The organism is Terriglobus roseus, from assembly GCF_900102185.1.
GTDB lineage: Bacteria > Acidobacteriota > Terriglobia > Terriglobales > Acidobacteriaceae > Terriglobus > Terriglobus roseus_A.
This window is the reverse complement of sequence record NZ_LT629690.1, coordinates 4,278,273-4,295,772: the sequence shown is the minus strand read 5'-3', so window position 1 is coordinate 4,295,772 and position 17,500 is coordinate 4,278,273. Positions and strand designations below refer to the sequence as shown.

Genomic DNA, 17,500 nt, shown 5'->3' with positions numbered 1-17,500 from the left:
AACCTCGGTACTACAGAAACAGAAACGTTAGATCGACAATGCTTCGCCGCGCGTCTTGCGCTGCAGAATGCTGTCAAAGATCACTCGCGAAACGAACACAGCCGTAAACAGGTTGGCCAACAGACCAAACATCAGCGTTACAGCAAAGCCACGCACCGGGCCCGTTCCCACAAAGAACAGGATCAGCGCGGAGACGATGGTCGTTACGTGAGTATCCAGAATGGTTTGCCACGCATGTTCGAATCCGCCGAAGACGGACGCGCTGGCGTTCTTGCCTGCACGAATCTCTTCACGGATGCGCTCAAAGATCAGCACGTTCGAGTCGACGCCCATACCGATCGTGAGGATCACACCAGCGATACCCGGCAGTGTCAGCGTCGATCCGGTGAAGCCCATGAAGCCCAGCAGGATAACCAGGTTCAGGATCAGTGCGAGATCTGCATTGATGCCTGCGCCGCGGTAGTAGATCAACATGAAGATCATCACGGCCATCATGCCGACGACCGATGCGATCACGCCCTGACGAATGCTCGTGGCACCCAGCGAAGGTCCGACGGTGTGCGTCTCCAGGAACACAATCGACGCAGGCAGCGAACCCGTGCGCAGCATCAGCGAGAGATCGCTTGCTGTCTGCTTCGTGAATCCACCGCCGCTGATCTGGCCCTGGTCGCGGATGGCGCCGTTGATGTTCGCCACTTCGCGCACCTTGTTGTCCAGAACAATGGCCATCTGCTTGCCAATGTTGGTGCTGGTGTACGCGTAGAAGCGGTCGCCTGCGCCGGTGGTCAGCGTAAACGAAACGTCCGGGCGTCCGGCTTCATCCTGCGATGCGCGAGCATCACGGAAGTCCGGTCCCTGCACGACAGCAATGCGCTTCAGGCTCCACCACGACTGGTCGCCCAGCGCGTTGCCGCCCTGCACCAGAACGCTGTCCGGCTGAAGCTGCATCTGAGCGTCCTGCTGCGTGGTGAACGGGCCGCCGGTCACTTCGTGAATCTCAAGGCGAGCGGTGGACTGGATCACATCGCGGACGTGGTCGGCATTGTCAATGCCTGGCAGTTCGACAAGGATCTGATCCTCACCCAAGCCATACTTCTGGATCACGGGCTCAGCCACACCCAACGAGTCAACACGGCTACGGATCGTCTCAATCGACGTCTCCAGCGTGCGTTCGCGCAGGTCCTTCACCTCGGCCAGCTTCATGGTCATCTTGTAACCATCAGCGGTGGAGGCAAGGTCGTATGCGGAGAACTCAGTCGCGCTCAGCGCGTCCTTAACCGCAGACATATTGTTCTGCGATACGCCGCTGACCACGATGACCGGCTGCGACGGATCAGGCTTGGTGGCGTGTGCTCCGGGAGCCACCTTGCTGGCTGCGTCCTGCGCGCGCACCATATCGTTGTCGCTGCTGGCTGCAACGGCTTCCGCCGTCTTTACCTGCAACACGATGTGCGTACCGCCGCGAAGGTCCAGGCCCAGGTGAATGCGCCGTGTGATGGACTCCTTCAGCCCGCCGTGCGGGATACCGAAGATGCCGTATAGAAACACCACCAGGATGGCGATGATGAGCGCGATTTTGCCGTTCAGATTCTTCTGCATGGATATCTATCTAAGGCTGTGAGGACCGCGCCGGAAGGCGCTGATCTTTCTCACCCGGAACTTACTGTCCCGCCTCTTCCTCCGTGGTCACGGATGCGATGGCGGTCTTCAGAAACTCAAGCTTGATACCGTCCGGCTGCGTGCGCAGGACCACTACATCATCCTTCAGGCTGACGATGGTGCCGCGGATGCCGCCCGTCGTAGCAACGCGGTCGCCGGACTTCAGCTGCGAAAGCTGCTCGTTCCACTTCTTCTGCTTACGCTGGTTGGGGATAGCCGTGAGCAGCACCATGCCGATGAGAAGAACAGGCAGCAGCAGGCTGAATCCGCCAAATGCGGAACCGCCGCTGGATTGCAAGAAGTAGAGCGCGAACAAAGCGTGCACAGGGAACATCCTTGATTCCACGCCCGCAACCGGTTCGCGGGCGAAATTCATGCACCAGATGTCAGTGGATTTGCACGGCAGAAGTACCCGCTCCCACCGGGACGACGGAAACACCAGCCGGCAAAAGACAGAGGGGTGCTAGTCCAATATGCTCAAGGAATACCGCCACAGTGTCAAGATTTCCGCATAGATACTGGTCACCCCCAACGTATCTTGGGGTATGCCTTCGCCCCTTGGCCTGACTTCTGCAACCTGTAAAAGCTTGCTGGCGCTTCTGTTGCTCTCCGCAGCACCGGTTGGCATTTCGGCACAAAAATCTGACCACCCCAGCTTCGCTGTCACCTCGGTCAAGCCGTATGTGGGCGAAACTCCCGCGTACGAGCTCAATTTTGACGGCGGCCATGCGGAAATGACGCGCATCACCGTGGCAGACATGATCCGGCATTGCTACCGCCTGACCACCAACGACCAGATTGTGAACCTGCCGGACTGGGCAAAGAAGGACCGCTGGGACATTAAGGCAACGGAAGAAGTAGACATCTCCCATGACCTGGAGACGGGTCCACTGAATCAGCGCATGGCCCTGATGGACTCACTGATTCTGGAACTGCTGCACGACCGCTTCGGCCTGCGCGAGTCAAAGACCACCCGCGTTCTGTCTGCCTATGAGTTGACCGTCGCCAAATCTGGCCTAAAAGCCCAACCTGCCGATGCCGTCATCCAGGGGTTCCACGGGCTGGACGGTCCCGACGGCCACATCACGGCCAACGGTGCATCGATGACGCTGCTGGTGATGCGCATGGGCTTCATGCCGGAGGTGCAACGCCATCCCATCGTGGATCACACCGGGTTGACTGGGGAATACAGCTGGAAGTTGAACTGGACACCCGAACTAACTGCTCCCACCGCTGAGAACAGCGATCTGCCCGGTTTATTTGAAGCCCTGAAACAGCAACTTGGCCTGCAATTGGTCTCGGCAAAGACTGCCGTTCCCGCCATCCAGGTGGATAGCATCAGCAAACCTTCACCCGACTGATTGCGAGTGTTCGCCTGAAGTCCGCTTCTTTCTGTCTTCAGACCTACCGTCCGTTCTGTAGAAGGTGCGGCGACACTGCACGCACTCCCATGGATACAACCCAAATCTCCACAAGACGTGGCGCTCTAGCCACGTCCGCTTTGGCCACCTGCGTAGAACACGTCCCGGACACTTGCAAGAAAACAACATCGGAAGACTTTACGCTTGAAAATAAAGGACATGCAAACGCCATTTCGCTCACCTTCCAGATGGTTGCACGTCTGATATGACCGCTAATTTCGCCGGTGATATTACAGGGGCCTTGCAGGTTGATGACGGACGCTTACACCGGGCAATGACGCACGTTTGCATGCGAACATATCGCCTTCCACGCCGTATGCTGTAGGCACACTCACTCTGATTTCATCCGTGGCCGATGAGGGAAACATCGCTATGAAGACCTTGCTGCGAATGCTCGCGTGCCTTCTGCTGTTGGTGGCCCTCGCCGCCCTGGCAGTCGTGGCATGGGCGCGACATGCGGGGGGATTCAGTGCGCGGACAACGCCCTCCGCGCTTGAAACAGCGCTGGCACGATACACCCGCAGCCTTGCCATACCCGGCTCTGCAAAGTCACTGCAGAACCCCATTGCAGATTCACCGCTAGTGCAGCACGATGCCATGGCGCACTACGCGGACCACTGCGCCTCCTGCCACGCCAACGACGGCTCCGGCGACACTATGTACGGCAAAGGTCTGTACCCCAAACCGCCCGATCTTCGACTTGCTGCTACGCAGAACCTGAGCGATGGAGAACTCTTCTTCATCATCCAGAACGGCGTGCGGCTCACCGGAATGCCCGCCTTCGGCTCACCCGGCGACGAAGGCGCAGACTCCTGGAAGCTGGTCCGTTTCATTCGACATCTGCCGAAGATCACGCCAACTGAAGTCGAAGAGATGAATGGCATGAATCCCAAGGGCCCGGATGAATTACAAGAAGAAAAACAGGAACAGGAATTTCTGAACGGTGCCCCCGCCGCGAAGTAACTTGGAAGTAGTTAGGAAAGGAAACGAACCACTCGTGAAGCGCTTGCTTGCTGCACCTCTCGCTCTCGTCCTCAGCGTATCTGCCTTCGCCCACAACGGCATGGAACACATCATGGGCACGGTTACCGCCATCACGGCGACTTCCATCGACGTAAAGAACCCGAAGGACGGCAAGGTCACTCCCGTCGTAACCGACGCCAAAACCATGTGGATGCGCGGCAAAGACATGATCACCGCAAAAGACGTCCACACCGGTGACCGCGTGGCCATCCACGCAAAGAAGGTAGACGGTAAGTTCTTCGCGGCGGAAGTGGAAGTGGGAACAACAACGGCAGCAGCGCACAGCCACTAGAAATTCAGCTGCAACAGCAAGCGACAAATAAAGAGCCGCGACCGTAAAGGCCGCGGCTCTTGTTGTTATGCGTTGAAGTTAGTTAAGCGAAGCCAACACGAGGGGAGCGCCGTCCGCATTCTTGCGGAAGATCTCTGCCAATCCCTGCAGGCGCTTTGCATCCGCAGGAGTCTTGGCAGTGGCGGCAGCCTTATCCAGCTCGCCAGCCATGCCCTTCAGCTTCGCGGCAGCCTTCTTGTCCGTTCCAGCCTGGTTGACCAGCGCCTTGATGGAAGCGACCTTGTCCTTCGACAGCGAATCACCACGGCCAAGCTGATCCAGATAAGCCTTCGCAGTGATGTACGTTGCAGGCCAAACAACCTTCGGCTGATCCTGAACGTTCAGTTCCTTGAAGGAAATCTGGTTCGCTGCGGCAATCTCGTCTTCCGTCATGAACTCCGTCGGTGTCAGCTTCAACACATCCAGTCCGCGGGCAATCTCTGAACCGTAGATCATGCCGTTGTACCAGTAGGTTGACCACTGTCCGCCCATGGCGAACTTATTGCCGCTGATGGGTCCGCGGTCAAAGTAAGCAACTTCAAACGGGTGTGCCGGATCGGTCCAGTCCACCAGCGAGATACCGCCCTGATACCAGCTCTGCACGTGCAGTGCGCGTCCCGGAACCGGAATCTCAGAACCGTTGTGCGCCACGCAGTTTTCCTTGTCGGTCTGCGCCGCTGGCATCTTGTAGTAGCTCTTCAGCGTCATCTTCTTGTCGGGACCAATGGAGAAGATGGCGTCTGCGCCCCACTGCATGGGATCGGTTGCACGGCAACGCGGCTGACCACCACCGCCCCACTCGTCAGAGAAGAGAATTGCCTTGCCATCGTTGGTGAAGTTTGCCGAGTGCCAGAACGCATAGTTCGGATCGCTCACTGCATCCAGACGCTTGGGATGAACCACATCTGAAATATCCAGCAGGATGCCGTTGCCCGAGCATGCGCCCGCAGCCAGACCGACTGCCGAATACACCGTGATGTCATGGCAGCCACGCGTTGCGCTGGTGGTCTGCGTGCCTTCACCGTGGTTACCGCCCTTCCACAGGCCGTTTGCATTGCCAGTGGCCGGATCGCTGAAGATGCGCGGCGAGTTCACAACCTTTGCCAGCTCCGGATGCGCCAACGGCACCTGGATCACAACGATGGTGAACAGAGCGGTGTTCGGATCTTCGTCAGGAGAAGCGCCCGAGCAGCCAGTTAGTTCCTTCGCATCGCGCACACCCGCGGAACCGGACACGTAGATGTACACGTTGTCCTTATCCTTCGGATCGATAACCACGGTATGCGTGTGCGATCCACGGCAGGTCTGCACGTCGGTGATCTGCTTCGGCTTGGTTACGTCGCTGATGTCGAAGATACGCACGCCACGTACGCGGTCCTTTTCAGCAGGCTCCGGCTTACGGTTGGCCATCATGCCGGCCATTGCCTTCTGCCGCTCTTCTGCCGACATGTTTGCCATCTGCTCGCGCTGAGCGGCCTGAGCCTTCTGCGCCTCTTCCAGCGAAGCAAAGCCCTGCACGCCGCAGTCAACACGGCCGTTTGCAGCTTCCACGCTCATGAACAGCAGGTTGCCGTAGACAGAAACGTCACCCTGACCGCCGGGGCACACCATGCTGGTCACCAGCTTCGTGTGTGCAGGATCGGTGATGTCATAGGTGTTCACACCGTAGTAGTTGCCTACGAACACGTACTTGCCTTTGAACGCAAGATCGGAGTTCGTGGTGCCGTACGGAGCCGGAATCGCAGCGCCACGCGGCGCGCCCGGTGCGGGAGGAGCAGCATTCTCCCATGCAGGAATCTTGTCGACGTCCGGAGCAAAGCCGCTCGGCTTGGCAATCGTCTGCACCAGTTCGATGCCCTTGGCGGCAACGCCCGAGTCATACAGACCAGCCTTCAGGCCTACGCGCGGATCGCTCTCTGGAGCGCGCGGGTTTACATAAACGGTCGGAGTGGGAGGAGTCGCCATCGGTTTTTCATGGTCCATCTGCGCGGTAAGCACCGGCAGCGAACAGGCGAAGACCGCGGCGACTGCAAACGCGGCTTTGAGCGAGGAGAACTGTTTCATGGATTCACCTTTCGAAGAATGCCCTTCATAATGTCGATCTCTGCAAGCTGCGTGTTGTCCACGTCGTTTGCAAAGTCAAATAGCTGTGGGTCCTGTCCTGCCCCCGGCTGTTGAAACAACTCCTTCACCATCAGCAATGCGCCGCCGTGGTGTTGCATCATGCCGGTTAGAAACAACCGGTCAAACTCTGCGCCATGCGCTGCGCGCAACGCCTGCATCTGCCGCGGCGTTAGCATGCCAACCATCGGCGCCACGTCCATCGGATCGGTCTTCTTCGCGCCATCGTGATTCATAGCGGAGTGATCCATGCCCTGCATCTGAGAGTGGTCCATCCCCGCCATGTCGCCGTGGTCCATCCCCGCCATCTGCGAATGGTCCATGCCTGCCATGTGATCCATACCGCCTGCAGCAGCCTCGGGATAGCCACGCTCCGCCAGCCACTGCTTCATCCAGCGAATCTCATCGCCCTGACTCAGATCGATCTTCGATGCCAGTGCCTGCACATCGGGGTTCGTCGCTCGCGTCTTCGCAAGCTCTGTCATCTCAATGGCCTGGCTGTGGTGCATGATCATGTCTTGCATGAACTTCACATCAGCTTCGCTTGGCTCCTTGGCTGGAGGAGCTGCTGTTACCGCAGACAGTTCCTGCGTGGGTTTTCCGGGAGCACCCGGCTGCACAATGTTCGGCGCCTGCGCGAACGCCAGTGAAGCGCATCCGCAAAGCAGAACGCCAACAACGCGTGAAAGAACGGCCATACACCAACCCTCAGGGGAACGGTTCAAAAACAGTTGATGAAAAATAGCGGTGACTCAGTATGTCTCACACTGCGCATCACCGCAACGTCAAACTTCAGCGCTGCGTTGTTATGACACGTTGTATGACATCGGCGATATCAGCTTCGCGACTGTGAAGCGCATGCGACCAAAGGTCGTCATCCTGGGCAACAGCAGAATCCTGCTTTCTTTTCAAGCCACTACAACGCAGCACGAACACTCAGACTCGCGAAGGATCACGTGCACAACGGCACGATGACGACGCTCGCGATATCCTTTCCTCGCTCAACTTTCCGGAGAAAACACGTCCCCAAATGCTCTCTCGCTACGTTGCACCATTGCTTCTCGTCGCCGCTGCCACGCTCAACGCCCAAACCACGGAGCGTCCGCCCGCCACGCCGCTCATCGCGCATGACCCGTACTTCTCCGTGTGGTCCACGGCCGACACGCTCACCGCGGAGCCGACGAAGCACTGGACAGGTCATCCGCAACCGCTGAACAGCCTGGTCCGCATCGACGGCAAGGCCTATCGCATCATGGGCAACAGCCGCGATATCCCTGCATTGCAACAGACCGGCAGCCAGCTCACCTTCACCCACACGCGCTATCAGTTTGCTGGCGCAGGCGTGTCGATCGACCTGACCTTCTTCACACCGGCGTTCCTCGACGACCTCGACACGCTCTCGCGCCCCGTCACCTACCTGACGTGGACTGCCAAGAGCACCGACGGCGCATCCCACCAGGTCAGCGTCTTCCTCAACGCGAACGCCGAGATGGCCACCAGCTACAGCGGCCAGCCCGTCACCTACTCGCGCCAGCAGACCGCAAACCTCACCGTGCTCTCCGTTGGCACGCAGTCGCAGCAGGTGCTGAACCGCAGCGGCGACGACCTCAAGATTGACTGGGGCTATTTCCACATCGCCGTGCCGAATGAGGAACAGCCAAAGACCGCACTCGCCAGCGGCACGGCACGCGCCTTCGCCACCGACGGCATTCTGCCCGCCAACGACGACATCGACGGCCCCGCACCCTTCACCAAGGGCCAGACAGAAATGGCCGTCGCGATCCCATTCGGCTCCGTCAGCGCACAGGCTGTATCCAAAACCGCACTGGTCAGCTACACCGATGGCTACAGCATGGAAGTGCTGAACAAGCGCCTGCGCCCGTGGTGGCAGCGTGAAGGCAAGCCCGTCTCGCAAATGCTGGAAGAGGCGCTCGCAGAACAGACCAAGCTCGACGCAAAGGGCAACGCCTTCGACACAAAGCTGAAGGATGACCTGACCAAGAGTGCAGGCGAGAAGTACGCATGGCTCTGCACGCTGTCCTATCGCCAGAGCATCGCCGCACACAAACTCATTGCCGACTCCGACGGCCAACCATTGCTCTTCGCAAAAGAAAACTTCAGCAACGGCGACACGGCAACCGTCGACGTCTTCTACCCCTCTGCGCCCATCTTCCTCTTCTTCAACCCGCGTCTGCTGCACGCGCAGGTGTTGCCGATTCTCGAGTACTCCGCGCTGCCCAATCGCTGGAAGTTCCCGTTCGCTCCGCATGACCTTGGCCGCTACCCATTGGCCAACGGACAGGACTACGGCGGCGGTGAAAAGACAGAAGAGAACCAGATGCCTGTCGAAGAGTCGGGCAACATGATCCTGCTCGTCGACGCGCTGGCACGCTTCGAACCGAACAACGCAGGCGTGAAACTCGCCGAGCAGTTCTGGCCGCAGCTTTCGCAATGGGCCAACTTCCTGCACGAGCACGGCCTCGATCCTGAGAACCAGCTCACCACCGACGACTTCGCTGGACACGTCACGCATAACGCGAATCTCGCGCTGAAAGCCATCGACGCGATGGCCGCATACGCCGACCTCGCAAAGCTCCTGCATCACGACGCAGAAGCAAAGAAATACAACGACGATGCACACGCCTACGCGAAGAAGTGGATGGAGATGGACAAGGAAGGCGATCACTACAAACTCGCCTATGACTCGCCCAACACCTGGAGCCAGAAGTACAACCTCATCTGGGACAAGCTCCTTGGCTTCGACCTCTTCCCCAAGAGCGTGCGTGAAAGCGAAATCGCCTTCTACAAGACGAAGCTGAACAAGTACGGTCTGCCGCTCGACAGCCGCAAGGACTACACCAAGCTCGATTGGGAGATGTGGACCGCCACACTCGCAGACAACGATAAAGACTTCAACACACTCGTTGACCCGCTCTACACATGGGCCAATGAGACCACCAGCCGCGTCCCCATGACGGACTGGTACGACACCATCACCGGCAAGCAGGTTGGCTTCCAGGCCCGCAGCGTAGTCGGCGGCCTCTTCATCAAGGCCCTCGCCGACAAACCGCTGGCAGACAAATACCGCAAAGAAGCCAAGTAACTCCAAACCGAATAGGAAGTAAAACGAAAGCCCCGCCAAAAGCGGGGCTTTCGCGTGCGCTACAAAAAACCACGGAACTTCATCCGAGAACCAAACGTACTTCCCCTTGACATCCGACAGAAGAAGCGCCACTCTTGTCGAGTATCAAGGGGAAAGCTAAATGCCACCATCCACAGACCTTCTGCAGGGCACGCTCGATGTGCTGATCCTGAAAACACTTGCTCACGGCGAAATGCACGGATGGGGCATCGCCTCGCGCATCCAGCAGGTGTCGGACGACGTGTTGCAAGTGGGCCAGGGCTCGCTTTACCCCGCGCTGCATCGCCTGGAATACAAAGGCTGGATTGAATCCTCGTGGGGCGCCAGCGATAACAATCGCAAGGCAAAGTTCTACGCACTCACCGCCGTCGGCCGCAAACAACTGCGTAGCGAAATCGATCAGTGGAACCGCCTCAGCTCTGCCATCTCTCTCGTGCTCGCTGCACCGAAGGAGGACTTCGCATGATCCACGAACTCTTCACTCGCCTCGGTTTCCTTTTCCGCCGCCGACCCGCTAACGACCTCGACGAGGAGCTTCGCACGCACATGGAACAGTCCATCGAAAGCAAAATCGCATCCGGCATGTTGCCAGAAGAAGCACGTCGTCAGGCAGGCATTGAGTTCGGCAGCATGGAAGCCGCACGCGAACAATCGGCAGGCGCACATCCGCGCTCATGGTTCGGCGTCCTTCAGCAGGACCTGCGCTTTGGTCTGCGCTCTCTCAGTCGCGACCGTGGCTTTGCAATCGTCTCCATCCTGATCCTCGCGCTGGGTATTGGTGCCAACGTTGCCGTCTTCAGCCTCGTCAACACCATCCTTCTACGGCCGCTGCCGTTCAAGGATCCGCAACAACTTGTCTGGCTTGAGCCTGCAAAGAAAGCCGGCGGTCTCTCAGGCTCTACGTACTCCTCAGACGCATACGACGATCTTGTTGCAATGAACCGTTCGTACGACGGCATCACCGGCTACTTCGCATTCTCGTCGCCCAACAACATGAAGCTCACGGGCAACGGCATACCGCAGCCCATCACGGGCATCGGCGTAGTTCCAAACTTTCTGGATGTGCTCGGCATCAAGCCCGAACTCGGTCGCAACTTCCTACCCGGCGAAGGCAAGATGAATGCGCCCGCCGTCGCACTGCTCTCACATGCTTTCTGGAAGACTCACTTTCAGGGCGATCCCAACATCGTGGGCAAAGCAATCTCCGTCGACGACAAGCCACTGACCATCGTTGGAGTCCTACCGCAGAGCTTTGATTTTGGCGCAACCTTCTCGCCAGGCACACGCGTGGATGTCCTCAGCCCATTCAGTCTCGACATGGGTCGCAACTGGGGCAACATCATCACATTCATTGCGCGCCTGAAACCCGGCGTGACCGTACAACAGGCCAGCTCAGAAGCAGCGATCCTGTTTCCGCAGTTCTACAACAACAAGAAGTATCCCAACTCCAAAGGCGACTACGGCCCCACCGTCGCAACGCCGATTAAAGAACATGTAGCAGGCCAGATACGCCGTTCGCTCTATATGCTGTGGGGCGCTGTTGCAATGATTCTGCTCATCGTCTGCGTCAATCTCTCCAACCTTCTGTTGGGTCGCGCAGCCACGCGTAGCAAAGAGTTTTCATTGCGCTTCGCTCTCGGTGCCAGTCGCGGCCGCCTGATCCGCCAACTCCTTACAGAGAGTGCTCTACTCTCATTCTTCGGAGCTCTGCTCGGCATCGGACTCGCAGCAATCATCGTGCAGTGGCTCGCACATCAAGGCTCCGTCGCACTTCCGCTACTCTCAGAACTGCGTATCGACACCTCGTCCCTACTGTGGACGCTAGTGCTTGCCTTCGGTGCGACGCTGCTCTTCGGCGTCATGCCAAGCCTTCGCGTCACTGGCGGCGATCTGCAATCGCAACTGAAAGACAGCGGCCCCGGCACCAGTGAAGGCCGTTCGCACGATCGTCTGCGCAACACATTGGTCGTCAGCGAAATCGCTCTGGCGTGCGTGCTCATCATAAGCGCGGGCCTTCTACTGCGCAGCTTCCTGCACGTCATGGACGTCGATCTCGGCTATCGGCCCACGCAAGCCGCAGCCATCTCAGTCGACGTCCCCAATCTGAAGGATGAACCTCGCTACGCCTTCTATCGCAACATGCTCAACGAAGTCTCAAACATACCCGGCATACAAAGCGTTGGCCTCTCAGACAATCTTCCGTTGGCACGCAATCGCACGTGGGGAGCGCCACGCATCAAGGGCGTAGATTACAAACCGCATGAGCTACAACCCACGTTCATTTACATCGTCACGCCCGGCTATGTGAAAACCATGGGCATGCATCTTCGCGGACGCGACATCGCCTGGACCGACAATTCGACCAGCGAAAACGTCGCCATTATCAACGAAAAAGCCGCACGATTCCTCTTCCCCAACGGCGACGCAATCGATCACAAAGTAATGCAGGGCGATAAGGAAATACGCATCGTGGGAGTTGTCTCAGACATTCACGAGACGGACGTAGAAGCCAGTTCCGCATGGCAACTCTACCTTCCGCTCACGCAGGGCTGGGGAGAAGACGGAGCAGAACTCGTTGTGCGCAGCACGTTACCCGCAGACACACTCGGCGCCACCATCATGCAAACCCTGCGCAAACTGAACCCCGGCCAACCCGCCATGCAACTGCGCCCCTTGCAGGAATTCGTGGATCACTCCACTTCACCGCGGCGCTTCTTCGCAATCCTCGTCGCAGCATTCGCAGGAACAGGATTAATCCTCGCCTGCCTCGGCATCTACGGCGTCATCTCGTACTCCGTCACGCGTAAAACACAAGAGATCGGCATCCGCATGGCTCTCGGCGCATCACGCGACGTGGTGCTGCGCGGCATCATCGGCAGAACTCTACAACTCGCCGCCATCGGCATCATCGTGGGCTCCATCGCATCCTTCATCGTCGCGCAAAGCATCAGCGCCATGCTCTACGGAACCCAACCAACAGATGCAACCACCTTCACCGCAACACTCATACTGCTGCTCGCAGTAGCCCTCCTCGCAGGCTATCTGCCAGCAAGACGAGCCTCACAAATCGACCCCATGGCTGCTTTGCGCACTCAGTAAGGTGGAGCGTTGGAAAAAAGACTGAACGTACAGAGGCCCGGCAAAGATTGCCGGGCCTCTGTATTTTGCTTCCGTGTTACTGAATGGTGATCGTAAGTCCCGTGGAAGCAGATGCACCGGGATTCACGGCAGTCACCGTTGCCGAGCCAGCACTTGCCAGGTCCGACGCTGGAATGGCTACCGCCGCATGTGTTGAGTCGACCAACGTTGTGGTGCGATAACTTCCGTTCCAGAGCACTGCCATACCTGGCAGGAAACCGGTACCGGTAAACGTTAGCGTGACATTGCCACTACCATGCGTCAGCATATTACTGGAGGCAGAAGTAAGAGTGGCCGCTGCATTCTGCCACATCAGGCCGGGTACAACAAACGGGCCACGCAGAAAAACAATGTAGCCGTCCGACTGTAATAAGGCGAGGCCGTCCTGTCCCCATCGGACAAAGTCCACATCCGTGATGGAACTCGACGTCGCGGTTGATCCTGTAACCGTGGTGGTGAGTGCATCCGTCTGCTGGTAAGACTTCTGATCGAAGGCATAGAACGTCTGCTGCGTTGGCGCAGATCCCTGCGCGGTGGTCAACGCAAAGAAAGAACGACCTAGCGACGGATCTGGCGCGGTTAACTGGCTAGATGTTGAGGTCGTACTCGCAGTTATGTTCGACGCGGTGTGCAGGAACACACCCAGTGAAGCAGGCATCGGCAGACCTAGGTTCGCCACACCACCTGCATTGGCATAGCCAATCCCGTTTTTCAAGCTGAACGAGTTAAAGCTGTTGAGAGTATATTGCTGCTGAGAAGAACCCACCAGCCCGGTAGACGCGACAGAGAACTTGTTCAACGTGCCACCAGTAGTGTCAATGTTGAAGCTGAACATGGTGTTGCTGTTCAGGAATTGCAAACTTGAACCTGTGTATGGACCCGTTGCATTTTGCCCGTACGTTCCTGTTCGCGTTGTCGCAGTGTGGCTCGTTGGATTCACGTCATACATCGCAATGCCAGGCCATGAGCCTAGATCGACCGAGAGGCTCGTCTCTGATCCTGGGACCACAGCCAGATCGCGTGGCGTATATCCGGCGCTGCTAGTACCGTCCGTAGTAGATACCGGGAAGGAGAAATCCAGCGTCTTAGTTTGCAGGTTATAGCGGCCCACGGAGGTTGCACCGGTCTGCAGAACATACATGTAGTTACCGCTATCCGTGAATGCCATCTTCGTGGGCTGGCTGCCTATGCTGATACCCGTTGAGAACGTACCGCCGACAGGGTCTACTGTAACCAGAGAATTACCCGTGGTTTCCGTAGCTGCCGAGTTGACTGTCGCATACAGCTTCCCGGTAAAGGGCTCCACTGCAATTCGATTTGCGGTTAACTTCAACACGTTGTAAACCGTGAACGGTAGCGCTGCGCTGAGGCCGCCACCCGGTGCTGGAGTAGACACAGTAATCGATGCCCAGCTTAGCGTCTTCAACGACGCGGCCGGTACCGTTGCCTTAAGTTGTGTGCTGCTGACTACCGACGTGTTCAGTGCGGTGCCATTCCAGTTCACCACCGAACCACTGATAAACCCTGCTCCCGACACTGTGACAGTAACGTCATCCGAGCCCAGGGCAGCAGCGTTCGGCGCGATGGCACCAATCCTTGGTACAGCAGCATACGTTCCTCCCGACAGAGTGGTAGAAGCGCTGGCGCTGTTGTTTGAAGACGTCGGGTCGTTCTCCCCGGCCTGCACATTCGCTGCAATCGTTGCACTGCCGTTATCAGTACCTTTCAGCACCACCGTGATGGTTGCGCTGGCGCCAGATGCCAGATTGCCGAGGCTGCACGTGAGCGTGTTAACCGCCGTGCAGTTACCAACAGAGCTGGATGTGGATACCTGCAATGCATTCGTCGGCAGGACTCCGGACAGCGCAACAGCCGTTGCCGCCGATGGACCATTGTTGGTTACGTTAATGGTTGCGGTATAGCTGGTCCCTGTGGTCGCGCTGGCTGGCGTGTTAACTGCAACTGCCAGATCTGCATTAGTGTTGCTAAGGTCCTGCACCACGTTCGAGCGAACGCTGAAGATACCATTCGCTGCCCGGAATGCCAATCCGTTACTGCCCCACCGCACTAACGTATCGATACCGTTGCTTGCATTGAACGCAGTTACTGAGGAACCTCCCCCGCCATACTTCGTTCCTACCATTGCACCGCCCATCGGGATCGAAGCGTTGGCAATAGCGGTAAAGTCTGATTGGCGGAAAGCCTGGATCGTCGCCGTAACCGGAGTCCCGTAGTAATACGTTGGCGGGACATTCAGAATAAACACCTTGCCTTGTGCACTGTCAGACACAATGGGACCTACCGCCACCGTAGTGCCTGCGCTGTAAAACGTGCCCAATAGCGTTCCGTCCGCGGAATTCAGCACTTTGCCAAGATTCAGATAGGCCCGTCCCCTATCAATTTGCAAAGCTGAACCATAGTTGCCGTCGAGCACAGCTGTCCCGCTATCGCCCGCCTGATGATGCAGACCAGTGGAGTCATACGAGAACACCTGGTAACCAGATTCATAGCTTGTCGCATACAACAACGACTGCGACGGATCAACTGCAATCGCCGGCATGGTGCCGACGGTGGAAAGCAGTGCGTTGTTCGTGCGTGCAACGCCGTTGTCATAGATCGTTAAATAGTCTTCGTAGAGATACGGGCTCGCCAACGCGCTGATCGCAACGGAATTGGTAGTTCCCGGTAACACCGCAATAGCATGGACGACCGGTGTATAGCTGTATGTGCCCACGCCGCCACCCAATGAGAACTGCATCCCAAGAGTTCCCGTCGTTAGATCAACCTTCTGTACAGCACTTACGCCATCCAAACCAACCCACATCGTGGTGCCATCCGACGAAATAGCCAGCTTGTTCGGCTCACTGCCCACCAGAATGGGCTTTCCGAACGTCCCCGTTGCTGGATCCACTGAAACGACCGTATTACCATATGGCGGTCCCGCCGAACCTGGAACAGACACGTACAGGAGACCATTCGTGGGATGCTTCACCATCGCGTTGGTGGGAATCGAGATGTACGCGGTAAATCCTGCCGGCGCTGACGCTCCACCGCCCGGTGCCGGAGTGCTGACCGTGACCTGGTGATTGCCCGGCAGTGTTACCTGCGATGCCGCAACTTGGAAAGTCAACGTTGCGGAATTCTTAAACGTAGTGGGTTGTGCAACACCGTCCCAGAAGACAGATGAACTCGAAGTAAAACTAGTGCCAGTGACAGTCACCGTCGTACCAGTACCGAGGGGAGTTCCGTTGGGTGCGATGCTTGTTAGCACTGGAACCGGCGGATTCACAACCTGTACAGTTATCGCATTGGAAGGTGCAGAGGTCGGATTAGTCACCGTCACGGAGGCAGTACCTACGGCTGGAACTAAGCTGGCCGGTAGCGTCGCGACCAGATAGTAATACGTGGCGTTTGACACGGTATAGGAGGTGTAAGTCGTCGTCAGCGGTGTTCCGTTCCAGTTAACGACTGACGATGCGGAGATATTTGTTGCCTGGACCGTGAAGCTCGCCGCGGTGTTCACCACAAATTGTGTGGGCGTGACCGAAGACACAACGGAGCTCGGAGTCGATTTTGCAATCGTCAATGTCGCGGCAGATGAAGTTCCACCCCCCGGTGTGGGATTGGTGATCGTCACACTCACTGTGCCAGCCGTCGCCTGGTCTGCGACACTCAGGTCAAATGTCAGTTGCGAATTGTTCAGAACACTCGTCGGCCGAGCACTGCCATTCACCATGGCTACTGAACCAGACATAAAGTTAGTGCCAGTAACCGTGATGGTCTTAGCTGAGGTATTACCCTGTGGCACCGAAGACGGTGAAAGCGAAACAAGACTCGGTAACGGATAAAGCACTGGAACAGATGCAGCGGACGACGTACCACCAGCTGGTGCTGGATTAAATACGGTCAGGTTTAGCGAGCCCCCAGAAGCCAGATCTTCATCCGTTACGGTAAAAGTGACTTGCCCGGAGTTTCCGAATGCCGTTGGTCTTGGTGTGCCATTGATCTGCACTACACTGCTGGGAACAAAGCCGCTTCCGCTCAGCGACATCGTCGATGAGCCCGCAGCAGCCATCAATGAAGAAGGGCTAAATCCAGTCACCTGCGGTACAGGGTTATCCACTTCCAGCGAAAGAGCATTCGCAGGAGAACTACTAGTTGTGCTGCCGTTCATGGCCACCACTGTGAGCAGAGCTCCATTCGTGAGTGACTTCGCCGGAACAAGGGCAGTCATCTGAGTACCGCTTACATAGGCCGATGTGACAGTCGCCCCTGCCAGCTGTAACTGAGTGCTTTGCTGAAACCCTGTGCCTGTAATCGTCAGGGTTAAATCAGACGCACCAGCCTGTATCTTTGTCGGACTAATTCCCGTCACGGTCAACGTTGTCTGTGTCGGCGTGGTCGTTCCGCCGGACGGATTCGAGCCTGAACCCGAACCACCACCAGCACATCCTTGCAAGAAGACAACTAGGAGAAGAGAAAGAAGGCAGCGAAGGCGCAAGTTTAGCGAAGTCATACGAATTGCGCCATTATATGTCGCAATGCGTCACAGGAATCGTGAAAATTGGAATCGTTTCCCGCAGTGAAAGACCCATCCAAGGTAGGCGCTCTGGCCCTAAAGACGAAGGGGGCAAGCCTCCTGTTGGCGGCCTGCCCTCTCTCTTA

Annotated in this window: 11 protein-coding genes; 6 read left to right on the top strand and 5 right to left on the bottom strand. The window is 57.5% G+C overall.

Features of this window, described 5'->3' with window-relative positions; genetic code table 11:
* Positions 1-27: 27 nt before the first annotated feature.
* Together secD and yajC are read right to left on the bottom strand one after the other, a co-directional pair.
* On the bottom strand, positions 28-1,599 hold the full coding sequence (secD, locus tag BLT38_RS17990; protein ID WP_083346418.1) for a protein translocase subunit SecD: 1,572 nt from the start codon (positions 1,597-1,599) through the stop codon (positions 28-30).
* A gap of 61 nt (positions 1,600-1,660) precedes the next feature.
* Complete coding sequence (gene yajC, locus BLT38_RS17985) at positions 1,661-1,984, bottom strand: preprotein translocase subunit YajC (RefSeq protein WP_083347181.1); 324 nt, start codon at positions 1,982-1,984, stop codon at positions 1,661-1,663.
* Positions 1,985-2,204: 220 nt separating this feature from the next.
* On the opposite strand from yajC, the gene BLT38_RS17980 reads away from it, so the two are divergent.
* The 3 genes from BLT38_RS17980 (at position 2,205) to BLT38_RS17970 (ending at position 4,395) form a co-directional block, all read left to right on the top strand.
* Entirely contained in the window at positions 2,205-3,020 is an 816-nt protein-coding gene (locus BLT38_RS17980) for a TIGR03435 family protein (protein WP_083346417.1), read from the top strand.
* Positions 3,021-3,452: 432 nt separating this feature from the next.
* Positions 3,453-4,043, top strand: a complete 591-nt coding sequence (locus BLT38_RS17975) for a c-type cytochrome (RefSeq protein ID WP_156785198.1) — start codon at positions 3,453-3,455, stop codon at positions 4,041-4,043.
* Between the two features lie 34 nt (positions 4,044-4,077).
* Positions 4,078-4,395, top strand: coding sequence for a DUF5666 domain-containing protein (locus BLT38_RS17970; RefSeq protein WP_083346416.1), 318 nt, complete (start codon positions 4,078-4,080; stop codon positions 4,393-4,395).
* Between the two features lie 78 nt (positions 4,396-4,473).
* On the opposite strand, the gene BLT38_RS17965 is transcribed toward BLT38_RS17970, so the two are convergent.
* Positions 4,474-6,498, bottom strand: coding sequence for an LVIVD repeat-containing protein (locus tag BLT38_RS17965; RefSeq protein WP_083346415.1), 2,025 nt, complete (start codon positions 6,496-6,498; stop codon positions 4,474-4,476).
* Positions 6,495-7,253 (bottom strand): DUF305 domain-containing protein, encoded by a 759-nt coding sequence (locus tag BLT38_RS17960; RefSeq protein ID WP_083346414.1) that lies wholly within the window; start codon positions 7,251-7,253, stop codon positions 6,495-6,497. Before BLT38_RS17960 ends, BLT38_RS17965 begins: the two co-directional genes overlap by 4 nt.
* 332 nt (positions 7,254-7,585) lie before the next feature.
* Between BLT38_RS17960 and BLT38_RS17955 the strand changes: the two genes are divergently transcribed.
* From BLT38_RS17955 to BLT38_RS17945, 3 genes are all read left to right on the top strand, one after another.
* On the top strand, positions 7,586-9,658 hold the full coding sequence (locus BLT38_RS17955) for a glutaminase family protein (protein ID WP_083346413.1): 2,073 nt from the start codon (positions 7,586-7,588) through the stop codon (positions 9,656-9,658).
* A gap of 160 nt (positions 9,659-9,818) precedes the next feature.
* Positions 9,819-10,163, top strand: coding sequence for a PadR family transcriptional regulator (locus BLT38_RS17950; protein ID WP_047491323.1), 345 nt, complete (start codon positions 9,819-9,821; stop codon positions 10,161-10,163).
* Complete coding sequence (locus tag BLT38_RS17945; RefSeq protein WP_083346412.1) at positions 10,160-12,796, top strand: ABC transporter permease; 2,637 nt, start codon at positions 10,160-10,162, stop codon at positions 12,794-12,796. The genes BLT38_RS17950 and BLT38_RS17945 overlap by 4 nt, the downstream gene beginning before the upstream one ends.
* A gap of 76 nt (positions 12,797-12,872) precedes the next feature.
* On the opposite strand, the gene BLT38_RS17940 is transcribed toward BLT38_RS17945, so the two are convergent.
* The gene (locus BLT38_RS17940; protein ID WP_083346411.1) at positions 12,873-17,351 is read right to left on the bottom strand and encodes a beta strand repeat-containing protein; all 4,479 of its coding nucleotides are present in this window, start codon (positions 17,349-17,351) and stop codon (positions 12,873-12,875) included.
* Between the last annotated feature and the right edge of the window lie 149 nt (positions 17,352-17,500).